The sequence below is a fragment of the Paraburkholderia oxyphila NBRC 105797 genome (genome assembly GCF_000685075.1).
In the GTDB taxonomy this organism is placed as follows: Bacteria; Pseudomonadota; Gammaproteobacteria; order Burkholderiales; family Burkholderiaceae; genus Paraburkholderia; species Paraburkholderia oxyphila.
The window spans coordinates 80,639-100,792 of sequence record NZ_BAYD01000023.1; the positions used below are offsets into that span (position 1 = coordinate 80,639).

The 20,154-nt window shown below is 63.1% G+C and carries 15 protein-coding genes; 9 read left to right on the forward strand and 6 right to left on the reverse strand.

Going from position 1 to position 20,154, the window contains the following annotated elements; all coding sequences use genetic code 11:
* The first annotated feature begins 22 nt into the window (after window positions 1-22).
* The gene (locus BO1_RS56395) at window positions 23-4,810 is read left to right on the forward strand and encodes a GMC oxidoreductase (RefSeq protein WP_052409490.1); all 4,788 of its coding nucleotides are present in this window, start codon (window positions 23-25) and stop codon (window positions 4,808-4,810) included.
* 9 nt (window positions 4,811-4,819) lie between these two features.
* Here the strand turns inward: BO1_RS56395 and BO1_RS51435 are convergent, their stop codons facing one another.
* Complete coding sequence (locus BO1_RS51435; RefSeq protein WP_052409491.1) at window positions 4,820-6,463, reverse strand: hypothetical protein; 1,644 nt, start codon at window positions 6,461-6,463, stop codon at window positions 4,820-4,822.
* Between the two features lie 301 nt (window positions 6,464-6,764).
* On the opposite strand from BO1_RS51435, the gene BO1_RS51440 reads away from it, so the two are divergent.
* A complete protein-coding gene (locus BO1_RS51440) occupies window positions 6,765-8,762 on the forward strand; it encodes an ATP-binding response regulator (RefSeq protein WP_043285191.1) in 1,998 nt (665 codons plus the stop codon).
* A gap of 3 nt (window positions 8,763-8,765) precedes the next feature.
* Here BO1_RS51440 and BO1_RS17370 read toward each other — a convergent pair whose 3' ends face one another.
* Window positions 8,766-9,644, reverse strand: coding sequence for a response regulator (locus BO1_RS17370; protein WP_245643816.1), 879 nt, complete (start codon window positions 9,642-9,644; stop codon window positions 8,766-8,768).
* On the opposite strand from BO1_RS17370, the gene BO1_RS17375 reads away from it, so the two are divergent.
* The 4 genes from BO1_RS17375 (at window position 9,643) to BO1_RS17390 (ending at window position 13,711) form a co-directional block, all read left to right on the forward strand.
* Window positions 9,643-9,981 carry a hypothetical protein gene (locus tag BO1_RS17375; protein WP_028218646.1) on the forward strand — a complete coding sequence of 113 codons (339 nt, stop codon included), beginning with the start codon at window positions 9,643-9,645 and terminating at the stop codon, window positions 9,979-9,981. The genes BO1_RS17370 and BO1_RS17375 overlap by 2 nt on opposite strands.
* Before the next feature lie 13 nt (window positions 9,982-9,994).
* Window positions 9,995-10,354 carry a hypothetical protein gene (locus tag BO1_RS57615; protein ID WP_052409492.1) on the forward strand — a complete coding sequence of 120 codons (360 nt, stop codon included), beginning with the start codon at window positions 9,995-9,997 and terminating at the stop codon, window positions 10,352-10,354.
* Between the two features lie 244 nt (window positions 10,355-10,598).
* Window positions 10,599-12,500 carry a hypothetical protein gene (locus BO1_RS17385; protein WP_028218647.1) on the forward strand — a complete coding sequence of 634 codons (1,902 nt, stop codon included), beginning with the start codon at window positions 10,599-10,601 and terminating at the stop codon, window positions 12,498-12,500.
* Window positions 12,500-13,711: a hypothetical protein gene (locus tag BO1_RS17390; protein ID WP_028218648.1), complete on the forward strand. Its 1,212-nt coding sequence runs from the start codon at window positions 12,500-12,502 to the stop codon at window positions 13,709-13,711. The genes BO1_RS17385 and BO1_RS17390 overlap by 1 nt, the downstream gene beginning before the upstream one ends.
* 215 nt (window positions 13,712-13,926) lie before the next feature.
* Here BO1_RS17390 and BO1_RS17395 read toward each other — a convergent pair whose 3' ends face one another.
* From BO1_RS17395 to BO1_RS17405, 3 genes are all read right to left on the reverse strand, one after another.
* The gene (locus BO1_RS17395; protein ID WP_028218649.1) at window positions 13,927-14,445 is read right to left on the reverse strand and encodes a hypothetical protein; all 519 of its coding nucleotides are present in this window, start codon (window positions 14,443-14,445) and stop codon (window positions 13,927-13,929) included.
* A gap of 109 nt (window positions 14,446-14,554) precedes the next feature.
* Window positions 14,555-15,040, reverse strand: a complete 486-nt coding sequence (locus BO1_RS17400; protein ID WP_028218650.1) for a hypothetical protein — start codon at window positions 15,038-15,040, stop codon at window positions 14,555-14,557.
* A gap of 4 nt (window positions 15,041-15,044) precedes the next feature.
* Window positions 15,045-15,818 (reverse strand): DUF2092 domain-containing protein, encoded by a 774-nt coding sequence (locus BO1_RS17405; RefSeq protein WP_028218651.1) that lies wholly within the window; start codon window positions 15,816-15,818, stop codon window positions 15,045-15,047.
* A 314-nt stretch (window positions 15,819-16,132) separates the two neighbouring features.
* Here BO1_RS17405 and BO1_RS17410 point away from each other — a divergent pair, with 314 nt between their 5' ends.
* The 3 genes from BO1_RS17410 to BO1_RS17420 all read left to right on the forward strand — a co-directional run bounded on the left by BO1_RS17410 (window position 16,133) and on the right by BO1_RS17420 (window position 18,090).
* Window positions 16,133-16,504: a response regulator gene (locus BO1_RS17410; RefSeq protein WP_028218652.1), complete on the forward strand. Its 372-nt coding sequence runs from the start codon at window positions 16,133-16,135 to the stop codon at window positions 16,502-16,504.
* 173 nt (window positions 16,505-16,677) lie between these two features.
* Window positions 16,678-16,890 carry a hypothetical protein gene (locus BO1_RS17415; RefSeq protein ID WP_245643817.1) on the forward strand — a complete coding sequence of 71 codons (213 nt, stop codon included), beginning with the start codon at window positions 16,678-16,680 and terminating at the stop codon, window positions 16,888-16,890.
* Between the two features lie 114 nt (window positions 16,891-17,004).
* The gene (locus BO1_RS17420; protein ID WP_028218654.1) at window positions 17,005-18,090 is read left to right on the forward strand and encodes an HAD family hydrolase; all 1,086 of its coding nucleotides are present in this window, start codon (window positions 17,005-17,007) and stop codon (window positions 18,088-18,090) included.
* Window positions 18,091-18,346: 256 nt separating this feature from the next.
* Here the strand turns inward: BO1_RS17420 and BO1_RS17425 are convergent, their stop codons facing one another.
* Window positions 18,347-19,759 (reverse strand): DUF2252 domain-containing protein, encoded by a 1,413-nt coding sequence (locus BO1_RS17425; RefSeq protein ID WP_028218655.1) that lies wholly within the window; start codon window positions 19,757-19,759, stop codon window positions 18,347-18,349.
* Window positions 19,760-20,154 lie beyond the last annotated feature (395 nt).

Sequence of the window (20,154 nt, forward strand, 5' to 3'; positions counted from 1 at the left end):
AACTTCGTCCACCGGAGCCGCGATGAACCCCGATGATCCGCTGTGGAAAGCCCGCGACCCGCAGACCACGCCCTTCGACTATGTGATCGTGGGATCGGGCGCGGGCGGCGGCCCGCTCGCCGCGCGGCTTGCGCTGAACGGGCGCCGCGTGCTGCTGATCGAGGCCGGCACCGATCCCGCCATCGCGCAGCCCGATGCGCAAGCTCAGCCGATGACGCGCGGCGCGCCGGATCTCGCGCAACAGCAGATGCGCCAGGTGTACGCGGTGCCAGCCTTTCATGCCAGCGCGACCGAAGACCCCGACATGAGCTGGGAATTCTCGGTGCGTCACTACACGAGCACGGCGCGTCAGCAAAACGACTCGAAGTACAACGCGGCGAAGGACCCCTCCGCGACAGCGCCGGGGGAGCAGCCGGGCGGCATCTTCTATCCGCGCGCGGCGGCCATTGGCGGCTGCACCTCGCATCACGCGATGATCATCATTCGCCCGAACGACGCCGATTGGGATCACATTGCCGAATTCACCGGCGACGATTCATGGCGCTCGCAGAACATGCAGGGCTACTTCGCCAAGATCGAGAACTGCCTTTACTACGCGGTCTACCGGACTTTCGCGGACAAAACGCTGGGGCGCGTGTTCGAGTTTCTGGAGTGGCTGGCACGCGTGCTCGATCCGCGTGGCCAGCTCGATCCGGGCGGACACGGTACCGCGGGCTGGCAGAAGACGAGTTTCGTCGACCCGTTCGTGATCGCCGGCATTGTCCGTGGTGACCGCACCTTTCTCGGCGTGCTCAAGGACGTGCTGTTCGCCGCGCTCGAAAACCGCAGCGCGGCGCAGATGTTCGGCCGCGCGCTCGTTCGGCTTCAGATCCTGCAGTTCCTCGACCCCAATGTCCGCTCGCCGGACATCCAGAGCCGCGCCCATGTCTCGCTGATCTCGATCGGCACCGACGGCAAGCGCCGCTGCGGCCTGCGCGACCATCTGCTGAACGTGAAGGCCGAGTGCCCGGACCGGCTCACGATCCTGAACCCGGCGCATGCCACGCGGATCGTGTTCGAGCAGAGCGGCAACGGCGTGCCGCGTGCGATAGGCGTGGAAGTGCGTATCGGCCCGTATCTGTACGCGGCCAGCCCCAGGTGTGGCAGCGACGATGATGGGGCGCCCGTCACGCTACAGGTGTTCGCGCGCCGCGAAGTGATTGTGTGTGGCGGCGCATTCAACACGCCGCAACTGCTGATGCTGAGCGGTATTGGCGACGCGGCGCATTTGCGCGGCATGGTTGAAGGCCCGTGCGACCATGACGGAAAACCCATTGCGCCGGTCGTGAATCTTCCGGGCGTCGGCCAAAATCTTCAGGACCGCTATGAAGTCAGCGTGATCAGCGAGGCGCGCGCGCCGTTCACCACCCTCGACGGCGTGACCTTCGATCCGGGCGACCCGGCTGACCCGATGCTGCGCCAGTGGCTCACCGACCAGAGCGGCCTTTACTCGACCAACGGCGGCGCGCTCGCCATGATGATGTCGTCCACGAGCGGCGCCTGCGTGCGCAGCGACCCGGACCTGTTCATCTTTGGCTTGCCGGTCGCGTTCCGGGGCTACTACTGGGACTATTCGCGGCAGTTGCTGTGCCGGAACATGTCGTCGAACGAAACGACGCGCAATTTGTGGAGCTGGGTGATTCTCAAGGCTTACACCAACAACAATAACGGCGCGGTCCGCCTGCGCAGCAACGATCCATTCGCCACGCCGGAAATCAACTTTCACTCGTTCGACGACACGAGCGAGGGCGCGCAGGACTGCAATAGCGACGTGGATGCCCTCTGCGACGCGATCCAGCACATCCGCGAGACCAATCGCCGGGTGTCCGCGTTCGCGAGCGAAGTCCAGCCCGGCCTCGACAAACCCGATTACTCGCCAACCTTGCGTCAGTGGATCAAGAACGAAGCGTGGGGGCATCACGCGTGCGGCACCTGCCGGATCGGCCACGATCCGTGGCGCGCCGATCCGCGCGATCTGCAGGACCCGTATGCCGTGGTGGACAGCAATTTCCGCGTGCATGGGGTGGAGGGCCTGCGCATCGTCGACACTTCGGTCTTTCCGCGCATTCCGGGCTACTTCATCGTGACGCCTACCTTCATGATCAGCGAGAAGGCCGCCGACGTGCTGCTGGCCGACTCGGAGAATTATCCACGCGCGCTGGAGGCGGTCGAAGCCGGCGCGGTGCGCGCACGCCGCCGCTCGGCCCGGCCCGAATGGGAGGAGGCGGCCCATGCGGATCCCGCGCGGCTGCCCGAGGACACGGTGGGCCTCGCCTTGTCGGGCGGGGGCGTGCGCAGCGCCACCTTTTGTCTCGGCGTGCTGCAGGCGCTCGCGAAGACGCGGCGTCTGCGCGATATCGACTTCATGTCCTCGATATCGGGCGGCGGCTATATCGGCTCATTTCTCGGCAAGCTGTTTACGGAGATGCCGGAGCAGGAACGCCAGATGCCCGTGGACCGCGTGGAAAGGACGCTCACGAATCTGGGTTCGCCGACCATCCAGTGGCTGCGCTACAACGCCCAGTATCTCGCGGGCGGCGGCCGGCACGACATCTTGTTCGACATCGCGGTCATCCTGCGCAACCTCGCGGCGGTGCACGTCTGGATCGGCGCGCTGCTGTTTGGCGTGCTGGGCGCGCTGCACTGGTTCGTGCTCGGCTGTCCGTCGCTCAGCACCCTCTCGCCCGTGTGCGAGACCGCGCCGCCGCAATGGTACGGCGTGACGCTCTCGGCCTGGTGGTGGCTGCCGCTCTGGCTCTTCGTGCTCGGCGTGCTGCCGCCTTCCATCGGCTACTGGCTCACGATGATGCGCCGCCCGCATGGCGACTGGCGGCCGTGGATGCCGTTCATCCTGTGGATCGTGATGCTCGGATGCGCGATCTATGGACTGACGCTGCACGACATCGAAGTCTGGAGCGCCGTCGCGCTCGCTGTGCTGCTGCTCGCGTGGTTCGAGCAGCAAGCAGCAGGGCTGCTTCTCGCCAATCCCCCGCCGCCCGGAGCGAATGCGCCGCCGGTCGATCCGGGCACGGCCCAGCCCGAGGACGGCACGACCGTCATACGCAACCGGCTGACCCGTCTGCTCGGCGCGGCGCTGTTCGGGTTCGCCGTGAGCGCGTTGTTCGTGGTGGTCGATACGCTCGCGCAAGCCCTCCCGACAAGCGGCTCGCGGGCGATGAACTGGTCGATGGCCGGCATCGCTCCGGTACTGGTCCTGCTGCGAGGGATCATGGCTAGCGTGCTGAAGCGCGAGATGAAAAAGGCCGCGACGCCCTCGCCGGACCAGGGGCAGACCTTCGTGGGCGGCCTCATGCAGGAGGTGCTGCTTGCGCTCATCGCCTTCACGCTGGCATTCGTGCTGTTCCTGTTCCTGGATCTGCTGGTCTATCTGGCCTTTAGCCTCGATTCGACCACCGCACGCTTCTGCGTGGTTGCCGCATTGCTCATTTCGGCCGTGAAAGGCCGCGCGCTGCTCTTTCTCAACTTGTCGTCCCTGCAGCACAGCTACGCGGAAAAGCTGGTGCGCACCTATCTGGGCGCCTCCAACGATGCCCGTGTGAATCCGCCCGGCGTCAGCAAGCCGGTGCCGGTGGGCGTGAGCGACCTGGGCGACGACGTCCCGTTCGACGAATATCATCCCGAGAACCATGGCGGGCCGCTGCATTTGATCAGCACCTGCCTGAACAACACCGTCGACCCGCTCTCCGGCAATCAGCTGCGCGACGACAAGGGCATGCCCATGTGCGTCGGGCCCGCCGGCATCAGCGCGGGCAGGCGGTTTCACGCGCTCTGGGGGGCGCGCGACGCGAAGCAGACACCCGTGCGCGCCGCGCCCATCATCCCCGTGCGAGTGGGCCCCAATCCGAACGAGTTCCACGCCCTTGCACGAGCCGACGGCGGCCCGGTCAGTGTCGAGCGGCTCAGCCTCGGCCAGTGGATGGCCATTTCGGGCGCCGCCGCGACCACCGGCCTTGGCCGCAACACGAAGCTCGCGGAATCCCTGCTGCTTGGGCTGTTGAACTTCCGGATCGGTTACTGGTGGAACAGCGGCATTGCCGCGGGCGAGCGCCCGGGACGGTATCCGCCGGCGCTCTGGCGCCGGCTCAAGTCGCTGCCTTCGGCGCTCTTCACCCTGCAAGCGAAGCTGCTGGACGAATGGCGCGCCTATTTCGAGGGGCCTTCCGCGCGGATGTGGTATCTGAGCGATGGCGGCCACTTCGACAACACGGGCATCTACGAACTGCTGCGCCGCCGGCTTCCCTTCATCGTCGCCGTCGACGCGGGCGCCGACCCGACTTACTGCTGCGATTCGCTCGCACTGCTGACGAGGCAGGTGCGCTACGACTTCTGCGCCACCATCACCTGGCTCGATCCGCGCGCCGTGCGCGCGAAACTTCCGCGCCGCGAATTCGGCTGGAGCGCCTTCGAGCGCGGGGCGAACGAGCCGAAACTGCCGGACTGGATCAAGCCACTGCTCGACCCGGAAGCCATTGGCGCGTTCTCCGAACTGAAGCGCGATGGCCCGCGTTGCGCCGCGCTTGCCTGTATCACCTACTCGAACCAGCCCGACCGCCCGAGCTGGATGCTGTACGTCAAGCCGAGTATCGGCATTGGCCCGCCCAACGACGTCAGCACCTACGCGGAGACCTTCCGTGATTTTCCCCAGGAGACCACGGTCGACCAGTTCTTCACCGACAGCCAATGGGAAGCCTATCGCGAGCTGGGCTATTGCGCGGGGATGAGCGTATTTGGGAAGCGCCCCGCAAGCTGACCCGAACGTTTAGCCTCTTTCGCGTTGCCGGGGCGCGGATTGGTGGCTCGCGCTTTCGACATCGGTCGCCGTGGCCGTGATTCGCAGGGGCTTCATCGGGCTATTTTCGCGCGGGTGCAGCCCCAGTTGATTGCATACGTTGGGCGTATTCGGCACGCCAGCCGGCAGGGTGTTGGCGAATTCGCTTCCACGGTTGGCCGCGGAGTGAATCTGCGCGTCGCTGCAGCCGGACGCTTCGAGAAGTGAGCGCGGCAAGCCCTGGCGGCACTCCGGCCGCTTCTTCGTCGTGCGCTCGGCCATGTTTGCGTAGGCGGTGCCCGGTATCAGGGCGAGCTGCTGACGCGCACGTCCAGCGGTATCCGCGTTCAGTGCTATGGCTTTCTCGTAGGCTTCGCGCGCCTGCTTTTCGTCGCCGCCGTAAATGGCTTTCGTGTTCGGGTCCGCAGACGCGGCCAGCAAGGGCCGCGAGGCGTCGCCCAGGTTGACGTAGGCCTCTTGATAGCCGGGATCGAGTTGCACGGCTCTCGTGGCGGCGTCGCGCGCCTTCTCGCGATAATCGGTGAGCGAAGGGGAGGCCGTGCCGGCGCGCACGCTAGTTTCCGAGAGCGCGTTGTAGGCGCGCGCGAGTGCGTTATACGCGGGCGCATAATCCGGATTCTCGTTGGCGGCTTCCGTGAGGACTTCTGTAGCGGCCTCGTAGCAGCCGAGATCGTTCAGCGCGACACCCCAGTTGTAATACGCCCAGGGCAGCACCTTTGCCCACGATTTGTCGTTTTGGCTTTTCTCGCGTATGACGCGAGTCCGCCCAATGGAACCCGCGTAGTCGCCGGTCAAATCGTCGATCTTGGACAACATGAGTTCCGCCAGGGCGGCATCGCTGTTCGAATTTGCCACTTGCTGGCCGACTTTCACGAAGTGGAGCGCGACCAGAATGGGCATGGCCCAGGCCGTCTTGCTTTCGGGCTCATCGGGTCTTTTCCCCCCATCGACGGCAATCTCCTCATAGCGCTTGCGCACTTCGCGAAAGTCGCATTTCGCGCTATCGGAAAAGCATTCGTCTTGCTGGCTATGCAGGAGGTTATCGGCGTAGAGCAGGGGGCTCTGGCGCTCGAGTATCTGCATGGCGGCACGCCGCAGCGTTTCCTCCATGACCAGAGGCGCGCCCGATCCGCTCGCGGGCTTCTCGCCATGCCGGCGCGCGGGCGACGCATTGTTCGCTATCGTTTGATGGATCGAGAGCGACTCGCCTTGCGCGTCGCGAAGGGTGAGATCCACGGAAAATCCAGACGGGGCGCCCGTCGCGCTTCCATAGACCGACGAGTCGAGCTCGAGCAAATCACGCGCATACTCGACGAGTGAGCGCATGGAAAGCCCCGTCCCGGGCACGGAGAAGTCCGGGAGATTGAACTCGGTCAGCACCGCCTCGGTGTCCGGGGAGCGGGGCGTGACGCCTTTGGCCGTCGTACGCAATTCGCTCAAGGCATCGACCAGCATGTTTTGCAGAGCCTCCTCCGTGAAGCCGCTCTTCTTGAGGGCATCGGACACCTGGATTGGCTGGACTAGCGTCGCCGGCTCGCCGAAGACCTGGTACACGCCGACCACGACCAGGGGGAGCGCGACCCCCAGGCCAAACGACTTGATAGAGAAGCTCATTTCCCACTCCACGGACGGCATTTGCCATCGCCCGAGGCATCAATGCATGCTCCGTGCCATTTGCATCTTCCGTTGTCACACCACGCAATGCGCGGAGGCCACGCCATCGGAGTGAAAAAAACGTTGGCATCGCACCAACTGGCCGGCATTGACAGTCTGGTTTTACCCGGCATTTCCTGCCGCTGGCGGACGTTGATTGTTCGTATGGAAAACAGGTCCTAGAATGGACTGGCACGCCTGAGCGCCAGACGTGCTTCCTGCTTCGCGAGGCCAGCGGGCATACCGGCGAGATGCGATGAACATGTTCAGGTTTCAGTCCGAGACGGAATCGAAATTCCTCAAACACTCGCCGGTGCCGGCTGCGGTTCGTGCGTGGCTCGTCGACATGCTTTGCTGGCCGGCACGGTTCGAGGATCCGCAACTCGAACAGGCCTTTACGGAAGACTATGGCCAGCGTTTTGCCGACTTCCGCCGTGCGGCGCTCGTGCTCGGAACCTTGATCTGGGTGTGTTTCGGCTACTGGGAAATCCGCCTCGCGCAGTCCAGTCCAGTGTTCCGGCCATATTTTCCGGAGGTTTTCGCGTTCCGTTGCGCCGGTGCGCTTGGCGCGAGCGTGGGCATCGTGCTGGCCTTCAGGCTCGCCTTTTATCGCGATCGGGTGGCGCATTGGATCCTGCTGTCGGGATTGGCATTCATGTGTCTGTGCCTGATGATGCAAACCTTTCTCGCGCCGCGCCCGTTCAATTTCACGCATTTTTTTGTCGGCTTTTATTTAATTCTTTTCTATCAGTTCGGTTTTCTTCGCCTGCGAGCCAAGGCGACACTGATTTTGGCCGTGTGTGTGATTGCCGTAATCGTGGTGGCGCAACTGCTCACTCAGGCGGTGGAGTCAGAGAACTTCGCGGCGGGCATGTTCTACCTGCTCAACGTGGCGGTTCTGGGCCATAGCGTCAACGTGAATGCCGAGCGCCATGTGCGCGACCGCTACGTTGCCGTCCAGGCGCTTGCCGATAGCAACGACACGCTGCAGGTCGTCAACTCGGCGCTCGCGCAAAAGCATCATGACCTCGAGCGTGCGCGGCGCGACCAGCAGACCAAGTCGGAGGCCCTGATCGCCTTGCGCGAGCAGCAGCGCGAAGCCGCCGAGCAGGCGAGCCGGGCGAAATCGCGCTTTCTGGCGGCCGCCGCGCATGATCTGCGGCAGCCCATGCATGCGCTCAATCTCTTTCTCGCCGCGGCCGACGAAGCACTGGTTGCGCGTGACGTCGAAGCGTCGAGCAGGCTGATCGGCGAGGCGCGCAAGGCGTCGGTCCTGACCGCGCGCCTCTTCAACGCGGTGCTCGACCTCTCGAAGCTCGAATCGGGGCATGTCAACCCGAACTATACGAGCGTGGACCTGAGCCGCGTGACCGAGGAGGCGGTCGAGCAACTCGCGCCCTTCGCCGCGAGTTGCGGCGTGACATTGCGCTATGGAAAGGCGCAGCAAAAACCGGCATGGGTGCGCACCGACGCCGACTGGATTCCGCGCGTGCTGAGCAATCTCATCTCGAACGGCATCAAGTATGCGGACCCGTCGAAGGCGGGCCGCCGCGCGGTGCTCGTGGGCGTGGTGCGCATGCCGAACTATGTGCGGCTCGACGTCCTCGACAACGGCATAGGCATCGCATCGGAGCATTGGGATGCGATCTTCCAGCCGTTCGTGCAGCTCGGCAACCCGGAGCGGGACCGCGAGAAAGGGCTCGGACTCGGTTTGTCGATCGTGAACGCGGTGGTGTCGCTACTCGAGGGCCACCGCCTCGAACTGAAGTCGATCGAGGGCCGCGGGTCGCGCTTCTCGGTCCGCATGCCGGTGGCCGATCCCTTTGCGCTCCAGGATGCCGCGATCGCGCCCGCCGATGCGGCATCGTCGCCGGCCTCGCTGCGGGGGCTCTACGTGCTGCTGGTCGAGGACGACAGCCTCGTGCGCGCGTCGATGGAGGCGCTGTTCGCGCGCTGGGGCGTGCTGTTCGATTCGGTGCGCTCGGTGGCCGAGCTCCGCGATCTGCTAGAGGAGATCGAGCGCGTGCCCGACCTCGTCATCAGCGACTACCGGTTGCCGGAAAGGTCGACCGCGGGCGATGTCGTGCGCCTGCTGGGCGAGCACTTTTCGCGGCCCGTGCCGTGCCTCGTGGTGACGGGGGAGGCCGGGGTCAGCACGCAGGGTGTGTTGCCGGCGCGCTGCGTGCTCAGCAAGCCGCTGTCCCCCGACCTGCTGATTGCGCGCATGCTCGAATTGACGGAGGCGCCCGCCCAGGCGTAGGGCCTACGCCGCCGTGTCGTGCGCCACGGTGGGAATCTCAATGCCGCGGCGCGCCATTTCGACGATCAGAAAGGTGCGCCGCGAGACGTTGAAGCGGGTCAGCAGGTCGCTGATGTACTCCTTCGCGGTGTTCTCCGTGATATTCATCTTTCGCGCGATGGCCTTGTTCGACATGCCCTGCAGCAGAAAGCGCAAGGTTTGCGCGAGGCGCGGCGGCAGGTTCAGCGAATCGATCGGAATGCCCTTGCTCGGGCCCGGCGATTGCGGGGTATGGCCGCCCTTGCCGAGCACGCTGTTGGGCAGGTAGACACGTCCATTGAGGATCGTCTGCAGGGCTTCCCGGAACACCGCGCCGCCTTCCTCGCTGGCCTTCGAGATGAAGCCGCCCGCGCCATGCTTGATGCACTCCAGCACGGTCTCGCGGTCGTCCTGGGCGGACAGCATCACCACATGCGCGGCGCGCTCGTTTTCCTGCAGCCAGCGCAGCAGGTCAAGCCCGGTGTGATCGTCGCCGATCTGGTAGTCGAGAAAAACCAGATCGTACGGCTTGTTGAGCAAACGCTCGACCGCGGCCGCGTACGAGCCGGCTTCGTCGATGTCGAGCGTCGGCTCCGACGTCAAGATCAGGCTCTTCATCGCGATCCGCGTCAGGCCTTCATCCTCCACAAGCAGGACGTGGCGGAAATACAGGTTGTCCATCAGCACCTCTCCAGTCGAGACCATCGTACCCGTATTCGCTCGGGACGCGATCCCCCCATTGCGGGGGACGCTTTTGGGGCCGTCTTCTGGAGGCGTTCCTCCCCCGGTATGGCCGGTTTTCGCCAAGCCCCGGGCCGCGCACGATGGAGTCGTTGCAGATCGGACGACGAGGAACGCCACCATGCGCTCGCTACACCCCGACTTGAAAAGCCTGCTGAACATCTTCCGCAGTGCGTCGGCAGACGAAACACACTTTCGCCGGCGCAAGCCGGAGCCGGAGCTGGCGACGGAGCTGCAAGCCCACATCGTGGAAGACATCCTTTGGGCATGGGTTCTCATGAGCCGCATCGAGTCGAGTGGCGTGAGATTGCCCGTGCAGATTTCCGAAATCCTCGTACAGGCCTGGGCCGCCTATGAACAGAATCGCTGGACGCTGCAGGTCGACCGGAGTTTCTGCAGCACCTTGAAGCTGCTGGAGTCCGTCGCGCGGCGCCGGAAAGTGCGCGACGGTAATGAGTGAGCGATCAGCAGCCATGAGCTCGATACCCGAAAATCCATCTCGCAAGAACCCGAGCCAGGCGGGGGGCAAGGCTCAAGGGCGCGAGAACGCGATTCGTGCGACTGCAAAGACAGCGACGGAGACCAAGGGGGAGACCGAGACCGAAACCGGGACCGAAACGCGGCGGAGACCGCTCAGTCCCTACACCATCCAGAATTTAGACGACGCCATTGCTCACCTCGAAAAGGCAATCGGCGCGGACAAGGCGATGGCGATTTTCGGTGTGCGTTACTGGCACCAACGCGTGCACGAACTCCGTTCCACACCGGGGATCTTGCGCGATCAGGAGCGTCGCTTGTTGTGTTTGCTGGATCGATTTGCCACTACGGGGTAGTGCGAGGGGCCGCTCATTCACCAATGGCCGCGACGGGGAATCGCGAGTCGTTGGCAGGCGGAGTCACTGCCACTCGGGCAGTGCGTTACGGATGTCGTCAAGTTCAAACATGTAACGGGCTCCAGGCGTGGCGCTCGACCACGCTGTTGTGTGCGGAAGCGAACGGAATGCTCGTGTGCGCTCGATCAGAGTCGACAGATGGGCCTTGAAACGAGGTACGCAGGTTCCCTTGGAGGAGGCGCCCATGACGCCGCGCAAGAGCGCCAATGCTGCCCCTTCGGGACCTGCCGGCGGCGCGCCAGACTCGTCTGGTTCCACGCAGATCGACTATTTGCCCCGCGGGTGGAAGTGGACGGCTATCGGGCTCGCGATAGTGTTCAATGTCGGCTGTGCTTGCTGGATTTTCTTCCGAATCCATCACTTGTGCAGCGGACACGACTCGTGCTGGAACACCCTCTTTTTCGATCCCCTGCCTTCGGAAAGCGCGGCGGAGGTATCCGTTACGCCGATGTACTCGGGAACGCGGTTTCCCTTATGGGTCACGTCGCTGCGGGAAGAAGCCGGTACGGGCGTATTCCTGTGGAAAGGCATGTTGCTGGCGATTGCGGTGACTGTGCTCACGGGCATCGAATTTCTTATTTTCCGTGTCAGAGGCGATGCGAGGCACCGCAGCGAGCAGGCCGCGGACGCTGGGCACGACGAGAAGCCGGAGCAGGGCGAGACGCAGGAGCAAGACGAACAAGGCGAGGCGAAGCGCGAAAGCAAAATCGCCGGGTTTTTCCATTGGCTTGGCAAGTGCTTCGAGGCCAAGGGCGGGCTATTTTTATTTTGCTTGAGTTTCCTGCCCGCCGCGCTGTTCTTTGCCGCAATGATATTGGACGGCGAGCAGGACGCCGCGGTCTTCGCCATGGCGCTCGCGGCGATCTTCGTTGCGGCCGAGCACTATAGCTCGCTCGAGCGGCAGAAGGGCATTGCGAGCGAGCAGCGCAAGGACCTCAGGAGCCAGTTGACCTACCTGAACGATTTGAATGCCCAGTTGAGAACCAACGTCCGAAGCATCGTCTCCGCGCTCGGCAAGAGTCCTGCGCAGGAGGAAATGTACCGGCTATACAGCCTCCTGCCAGAAGAGAAAAAGAAGGACGACGGCAAAAGAAAGCCTCCCGAGGAGCCTGCAGCCGAGCCGGATGGCGCGGAGGAGGGCACGCCCGCGGGTGCTCCGGCCGCGGCGGTGCCGGACCAGACCGGGACATCGCAAAACCGGCAGGCGAAGGAGGAAGAGGAACCGGAGTTGACACAGTCGGACCGGCGCATTTACGCCATCTTCCGCGAATGCTTCGTGGACCCTGTATGGTGGAACGAGGGAAGAGACAAGCGCCAATGGGACACATTCCTCGAAATCACGCCGGCCAGCGGGCACATGACGCTTGCCCACGCACTGATGAAAGGCAACCGGAGGCGAGTCACGATCGTCGTTCCTTATGGATTCAGAAGAAAGTCGGGTGATGACATTTCGTTCCAGAATTTCATCGGCCTGATGTGGCATTGCGTTTTGTTTGAAAAAACGGCCGAGCGGATGATCGCAAAAGATGCCCTGAATAAAGCCACATCATCCCATATCGGTGCGCCCAACCCGAGCGCCGGCGGCGCGCAACAGGACGATGCCAACGACGCCATCGAGCTGCGCATCTCGATGGCCGATACCGCACTCTGGCTTCATGTCGTCGACCGCGATGTTCACCAGATCGTGGATCAGCCGGACGAGGAAATCATGGTCCGCAATCTCAGTCTCAACATCAATGAACGTGCCATGCCGCTGGCGCAGTGGGCAAAGCGCGAGATCGAGCAGCTCGCCAGTTATGGGCCGGGTGCCGAGGAATTCCTGTGCGTCGCATTGTGCAACGCGTTTCCAGACTTATTCAATGACAATCGGCTTGACGAGGGCATGGCCGGGGCGATACTGCGTTCCAGCAGCCTGAAGATGGAATCGTGGCTCAGTCAGGAGCCGAATGGCCGGGAAAGCCGCGAACGCGGATGCGTGAGGTTGCTGATGGATTTTGCCGAGATGCTCTACGCCAGGCAGAACGGGAAAAAGCCCGACGCGACAACCCGATTGTCTACCCGCATTTTTAGTGGCGAGCTGGAATAATGAGCACCGCGGACGATTTCCTGGACGCATTCGAGGCTATGGCGCCGGATGTCCTTGCGGCGTGCAAGCAGTGCTTCGAGTCGAGGAACGATCTGCGGGACGCGTCGCAAGGTGTCTCGTCGGAGGTTCGATCGCAACAGGACGAGAATCTGGAGCCACGACTGGCGGCGCTGAGCAACTTTGTGAAAGCCGCGCTGCCGCACATTAACCGCGAGCAATTCTGGCAAGTCGAAAAAAGTCATCTCCTGCCGGAAAAAGTCAAACCAGCGATCGCTGGCTCCATGACGGTCGAGCACCAGAACGAGTGCTATGTGGAGCTGCTGACCGGGGCATGGCTTGGGCTCTACTTCCTGGGCGTACCCGACGGGCGGCCGTGGAGCGTCGTGCGCCACTGGGCGGAACATCAGGGCGGAGGTCTGCCGAATGGCGCCTGCGTGTCAAAGGCGATTGGGGACATCGTGAGGGACGCGTTCCGGGCACACAGGGATGCCGCTGCGGGGCGAGGTGGAAAGCCCGGGGACCTGCTGATCCACTCGTTCTTGCCGATGGTCGTTTTTCCGGAGCTCGTCATTGCCGCGAGCGAATACGACAAAGGCGACGGCGCGGCGAAGATTCCAGTCTGTTTTCATCACGTCGCGCGCGAGTATGAAGTGCTTCAGTTTCGCCGCTACGCGAATGGCGGATATCCCTATGTCTATTCGGTCCCGGCGCGGTTCGTTTACGGCTATCTGAAACAGCGAGTCGACAATCCACCCGATGGCAAGCCGGTCGATTTCCGTACGGCCTACAACGCATTGTGCGACGACCTGCGCGGTCGTTTGCAGGACGGTTGCCCCATTCGGGAAGCGGAAAAGGCGCAACAACGGATCGTCGTGCTGAGCTACGACCGTGCGCCGGCATGCTTCATCAACGACCACACGGGCCTGTTCACATTCGAGGCGATCGACGCCTGGGACGCGTCGCCAGCCGTTCCGCTGCCGGCGTCATACATGCGCGAGGACCGTCGCAAGCGCTATGCAGCGAGGCTCAAAAACCCGCCAGACCCGAAACCCGAAATGAATCTGCTGCTCGACAGGCAACAGTGCAAGGACCGCCACGACATGATCTTCGCGGAGATCATGAAAGGCCATGGAGGCCGGCAAGCGGCTTCAGGCACGCAGGCTTCGGGCATGCCGCCCGCTGCCGTCAGGCCGCCGGTTCGGGACGAGTAAGCGGCAGCCGCTGTCTGCCGCGCACCGTGCCCGCAAATCTTCGAAGAAAAAAAGCCCGCACACGGCGGGCAAATGGTTCGAGGAGACAAGAGGAGTGCGGAGCTATCCTCAGCAACGATTATGGGCGGGCCGCTGACTCTCGCCTACCTATCCGTTTGGACAGGGGGATTCCGTCAAGTCCATCACACGAAGGTTTACGCCACCGAGCGCGATTGCTACGGACGCTCTGACGACGAGGGCAACGGACCGAAAAACATCGCCTTGAGGCGGCCTTTGCCCAGCGCCCGTGCGAGTTCTGCAATCACGCAGTAGTTGAAGATCAACGTGAGCAGCAGGATTTGCACGGCCCAGAAGCGCGGCCAGCTGATATGGGCGAGCAGGGCGTGATTGGCGGCGGCCAGACTGTGCGCCTCCTTCCAGTAGTCGTAGAGCTCTTCCAGATAGTGGATCACGAGCGCGACCAGCGTGTACATCAGCGTCTTCCAGGCGACGTTCCAGACCAGCGGCTTGTCGGGAAAGCGATTGATGAAGGGCAGCATGTCCGCAAGCAGCACGGACTTTCCAAGGATGAGCGAGGCGAGCAGGATCGAAGCCGTCGTGGGCAGTGCGACACCGGTCTCCTTGACCATCAGCGCGCGTATCAATGCGACGATATGAAGGATGACGAAGAAAAAGATCGTCGGCGGCAGCACCTTCTTGAATTCTTCCTTCACTTTTTCCGTGAACTTGCTCATGGTGCCCTCCAGTGATCGGCGATATTCGCAAACGCGCCGCTGCCGCGGGCAGTGGCCCACGGCAGCGGCGCTCGCCAGCCCGGTGCGCGGGTGGCAATGGGGGAGGAGATCAGTAGGGCGCGTTGACCACGATGTACTGCGACCCCTGTGGCTGGTACCAGGTGCTGCCGCATTGCTGGTACATCATGCCGCGGTAGTTCACCGGCACGCAGTTCGACGGCACCGACCGGACGATGGAGCCCACCACCGCCGATGTGACGGCCACGGTGGCCGTGACGGCGGCGGCCGTGGCGACCGGGTGATAGTCGTTGTCCCAGCCGCCGTGGTTGTCGACGTTCACGTTGACGTTGCGGTTGGTGTTGATGTTGGCGTTGCGGTTGACGTTGTTGACGCTCGTGCTCCGGACATTGTTCGTGCGGGCGTCGGCGCGCGTGTTGTTGATCTGCGCGCGGCCACCGCCGCCACCGCCGCCGCCGCGCTGGAAATTGCCGCCGCCGCGTCCCGCGTTGGCAAGCGGCGGGACGGCAAGGGTCATGCAGGCCACGACAGCCGCGACGATGAGACGGGTGGGAATGTGCCTGATGGCGTTCTTCATGGGCCTACCCCTTGTTCGTGACAGGAACGAATTCGATCTTCTTCGCACCCGCCGGCGGCCGGAATGTGAATTCGGAATCGTTGAAGCCAGCATGCGTCGACCAGTCGAGAATCGACACGGACTGCGGCCGCGCGTCGTCATCGCGCCGCGTGATCACGATCTTGTGCGGCAGCGGATTCGCGCCGGTGCTGATCCAGATTTGCCAGTCGAGATCCTTCTGGCGGTACGCATAGTGATCGCACAGCGTCGAGCCGATATAGTCCTGGCCGGCATACATGGCCGATTCGAACTGGTCGGTTGGCGCGTTGGGCGTGCCCCAGACGAACAGGTCGGCCAGCGGGAATTCCATGCCGTATTTATCGCGCAGCCTGTCGATCAAGGTGGCGATCGTGCCGTCGAGCGGCACCGTCGAGTAGTACTTTTGCGCCGGCGTATAGAGCGTGACTTCCTTGCCGTTGAAGATGATTTCGCGCTCGCTGCGCGAGCTCGACAGGACCGTGCGAATCTTGTACGGGCGATCGACGTCGAGCTTGGCCGTCGCGGTGTGCTGCAGTTTCTGGCCGTCTTCCAGCACGCGCTCGCCGGTGACTTCGGTCGTGACGCTAAAACGTTTCAGTGTCTGCAGGTAAGCGCCCATCTTCTGCAGCGCGGCGACCGCTGCGGGATCGACCGGATTGGTGGCGGCGCTCGCCGCAACCGGTGCCGATGCCTGCGCGAAGACATGCGGCGTGACCAGTGTCGCGGCCAGCATGAGCATGCATGAAACCCTTCTCTTCATCATATTCTCCATGCGTGTGAACGAGTGGCTTCAACAACGCGAACGCGCCGTCGCGGCACGCGCGTAGCGGTGTTGGGCAGCGCAGTTTCAGTGCGTAATGTAATGGTCGCTATCGGTAAAGGGAAGGTTTCTGCCCGATATTGCCCAAAGGGGAAATGAGCTTGCCCCAAACCCCTATGGAAAGGCTTGCGTTTCATTCGCATTGGATTGCGCATGTTGGCGATTGCCCGAAGGTGAAGACGTATTTCCCCGTTTCCCTATGGTGCCGCGTATCCATCTGCTCAACACTCGTCAAATAGCCAGGTGGGCAGCGCATGGACGAGCAGCGGCAATTCATCGTGATAGTGGAGGACGATTACAGCCTGCGGCGCGCAGTCGAGCGCTTGCTCCGGCTGTCGGGCTTTCGCACGCGATCGTTCTACAGCGCCGAGGATCCCCATGTTTTCGAGTGGGCGTCGGCCGCGCGCTGCCTCGTCATCGACGTGCAACTGCCGGGCCTTTCGGGACCGGCGTTCTATGGAACTTTGCATGCGCCACGGCCACCCGCCGTATTCATGACGGCCCACGAAGGGGTGCGTACACGTCTTGCCATCGAGAGCGCCGGGGGGCACACGCTGCTGACCAAACCGTTCCTTGGCGACGCGCTGATCGAAGAAGTGATGAAGGCGATGAGCGGTCCGCCCTGAACATCGATGTCATGCATGCATTCAAGACGGTAACAACCCGGCATTAATTCGAACGATACCAAGGGGAAAAACATGAAGACTGAATCACGCTGGTGGCGGCTTGCCAGGCTGTCGCAACCGTGCCGCAGATATTCGACCTCTGGCAGGATCCTCAGGAACGCTACGATATCTACATGAACAACTTCACGGAGCACACCTGGACGATTCCGGCATTCGCGGGCGCGATCAAGGATCTCATGACGACGTACGTGCAGTATCCGCCTCGCAAGGCGCAAAGCGAGGCGTACTCGGGACCGATCACGCTCTCGCAATATGAGCGCTTCCAGTACGTTCGCGATCAGCTCAGCAAGAATGGCTTCAACATTCCCATGCCGAGCGGCAACTGACGGACTGGGCCGTAGCGAATAGCGCTAACGGTGCGGACGACTGGCGGTGTCGCCCGGGCGGCACGCCGGTTGTCCGCATTGTCTTTTGTGTCGTTCTCAATAAACGGATTCATGATGCGTGACAGTCAATCCAATGCACGCTCGCGAGGTGCGTTGCTGCGCCTTGCAGCTATCGCGGCAAGCGCCTGTCTGGCGCTTGGCGCTTGCGCGAGCCACGAGCCGGCCGCTACCACGCAAGCCATGCCGCCGGCCGCGGCCAGCACACCGGTTGCGGCAGCCTTGCCCTCGTGGGAGGACAGCGCCGCGCGCGCCGCCATTCTCAAGTTCGTGGGCGAAGTGATGCAAGAGGGCGCGCCCACCTACGTGCCGCCCGAAGCGCGCATTGCCGTGTTCGACAACGACGGCACGCTCTGGAGCGAGCAGCCGATGCCGTTCCAGGTGCTGTTCATGATCGACCAGCTCAAGGCGGCCGCGCCCCATCATCCGGAATGGCAGCGCAATCCGGCCTTCAAGGCATTGATGGCGCATGACAACGCCGCGCTCGCGAAAAATCAGAATGCACTGCTGCAACTGCTCGAAACGGCCAACAGCGGCATGAGCACCGACGAGTACGACCAGTCGATCCGCTCATGGCTCGCGAGCGCGAAGCATCCCACCCTTGGCCGGCCTTATACGGATCTCGTCTATCAGCCGCAACTCGAACTGCTCGACCTGCTGAGAGCGAACGGCTTCACGATCTGGATCGTGTCCGGCGGGACGGCGGAATTCATGCGTGTCTGGGCGACCGAAGCCTACGGCGTTCCGGCGGAGCACATGGTGGGCACCGAAGAGAAACTGAAGTACGAGATGCGCGACGGCAAGCCGGTGCTGATCCGCGAACCGGGTATCGATTTCGTCGACGACAAGGCCGGCAAGCCCGTGGGCATTTTCCGCGCGATCGGCAAACGGCCGATTCTCGCTTTCGGCAATTCCGACGGCGATCGCGAGATGCTCGAATACACGACGGGAGGCCCCGGGCCTTCGCTCGGGCTGCTGCTGCATCACGACGATGCGGCGCGAGAATTTGCCTACGACCGCAACGCGGGGTCGGCGCGGCTCGACAAGGCATGGGATGAAGCGCAGGCACGCGGCTGGGTGATCGTCAGCATGAAGCAGGACTGGAAGAGCGTTTATCCCGCGCACAAGGCGAATGGGCAGTAATCGCGGAGCGCGAACCCAGGGTACGATGGACGCCCATGGCGGACCATGCCCTGGGGCGTGCATCCGTAACGAGAAAGCTGGGGACATGAAATGCGCGAAAGTGCTGAAACGGCGGTTGAGGTACCTGTTACCTTCTTGGCGCCCGCGCAAAAGGGCCGCTTCCACGCGATGGCCAAGCCGATCGGCTCCACGTGCAATAGCAATCCGGCTGCCCGGCCGTCGCGAAGCGGTGGCCGGGCAGCCGTTTCTGCTCGCACTAGACGCGGAAATCCGCGGCCATGTCTTCGTCGCTGCGGGCTTCGAGCTTGCCCGAGCGGCACGCGCGTATGAACGTCTCGTAGTCTTTTTCGTTTTGCGTGGCGCAGGCGAAGGCGTATTCGGTGAGCGCTTCGGCGAAGCGGTCGCCATTGCCGACGTAGGCTGCGATCTCGACCGCCTTGCCGCTCGCCTTCGCGTGGGCGCGGGCGAGCGCCCAGCCGCAGATGCGCGCGTAGCCCTGCAGGACGGCGTTGCTCATGCGCTCCACTTCGGCCGATACCTTCATGTCGCGCAGCTGGCGCACGTAGAAGTTCCGCTTCGCGGGTCCGGTGGTCCAGCCTAGGAACGCGTCGCTGGCCGCCTGCAGCAGGCGTTGCCCGGCTACGACGCGCTGGCCCTGGTGCGCGGGCCCGTCGGCGGTGAAGTAGCGCGCGATCACCGACTCGCGCGCCTCCTTCACCTGCAGGAAGAGCGGCCTGCCGTGACTGTCGATGAAGAGCATGACCAGACAGAACGTCCCCACGCTACCCACCCCAACCACCTTGAACGCCACGTCCTGTAGCGCGAATTGCCCGATCAGCGCGCGGCGCTCGGGCGCCAGGGTGTCGAGGTAGGCGTCGAACGCGGCGGCAAGCTTGTTTTCCCACGCTTGCGTATTCGACCATGCCTCGTCCTTGCCGAGCAGCGTATTGGGCCCGCCCGGGTGAAACAGCGCGGGCGGCGAGTCCTGAAGGACCCAGTGGCCATCCTGCTGCGCCGCCATTTTCCCCAGTATGCTTTCGTTGGTCCGCCCGGCGGCTTTCTCTTTTGCCTTGAGGAGCGTGCGCCGGCCTTCGTCGGTGTCGGCGGTTTCGAGCATGCGCTCGAATGTGACGATCTCGTGCCAGAGATCGAGCGTGCTATACCCGGCATACTCGCGCATGCGATCGCAGTACTCGTGCACGGCGGTGGCGACGAACTCGCCGGTCGGCCCACGGCCGACGCCCATGTGCTGGCCCGCGATGGCGAGGCTCGCCGTGAGCCGCTTCAGATCCCACTCCCAGGGGCCCGTTGCGACTTCGTCGAAGTCGTTGAGGTCGAACACGAGTTGGCGCTCGGGCGTGGCGAACCCGCCGAAATTCATCAGGTGTGCGTCGCCGCAAATGGGAAAGGCGACGCCCATATTGGCGGTATCGGCCAGATCGTGGGCCTGCAGGATCGCGCTGCCGCGAAAGAACGTAAACGGCGAAACGGACATGCGCCCGTAGCGCAGCGGAACGAGTGCCTCCACGCGTCCCGCGCTGTTTTGCCGGAGCAGTTCGACCGGATCCCGATCGACATTGCCAACCTGTGCGTGCAGCGAGCGCTTCGCGTGTTCCCGCGCCGCGCGGCCGATTGCCTGCCTGGTTTCCAAACTTTGAATCTCTGCCATGAGCGCACCTTTATGTTTTGAGAACGTTTAAGCGCGAGCGGGTGGGCGTGCCTCGCGGCACGTTCGGTCCGGAGACAGACTGGAACCGACGCCAGTGAGTCTAGCATCGAACTCTTTCGGTGTACTGCGGGATGCGGGCGTGCTTGGCGCGTTACGGACAACCGTTCGGCAGCGCGGTGCTTCCTGCGTTCATTTAAATAGAGCGCGGCGCTTTCCATTCTTATTCGACTTATTTGTGTTATTTTCGCAAACGATTGCGATCTTTTCGTAATCGGAGTGTACACTTTCGCGAACAGTTATCTGCAAGGAAAAGAACAAATGGGGAAATGCCACTGTCGGCATGCAGATTTTGAATTGCTGATATAAATGTGCGGTGCAGCGGTGAATGCCGGGGC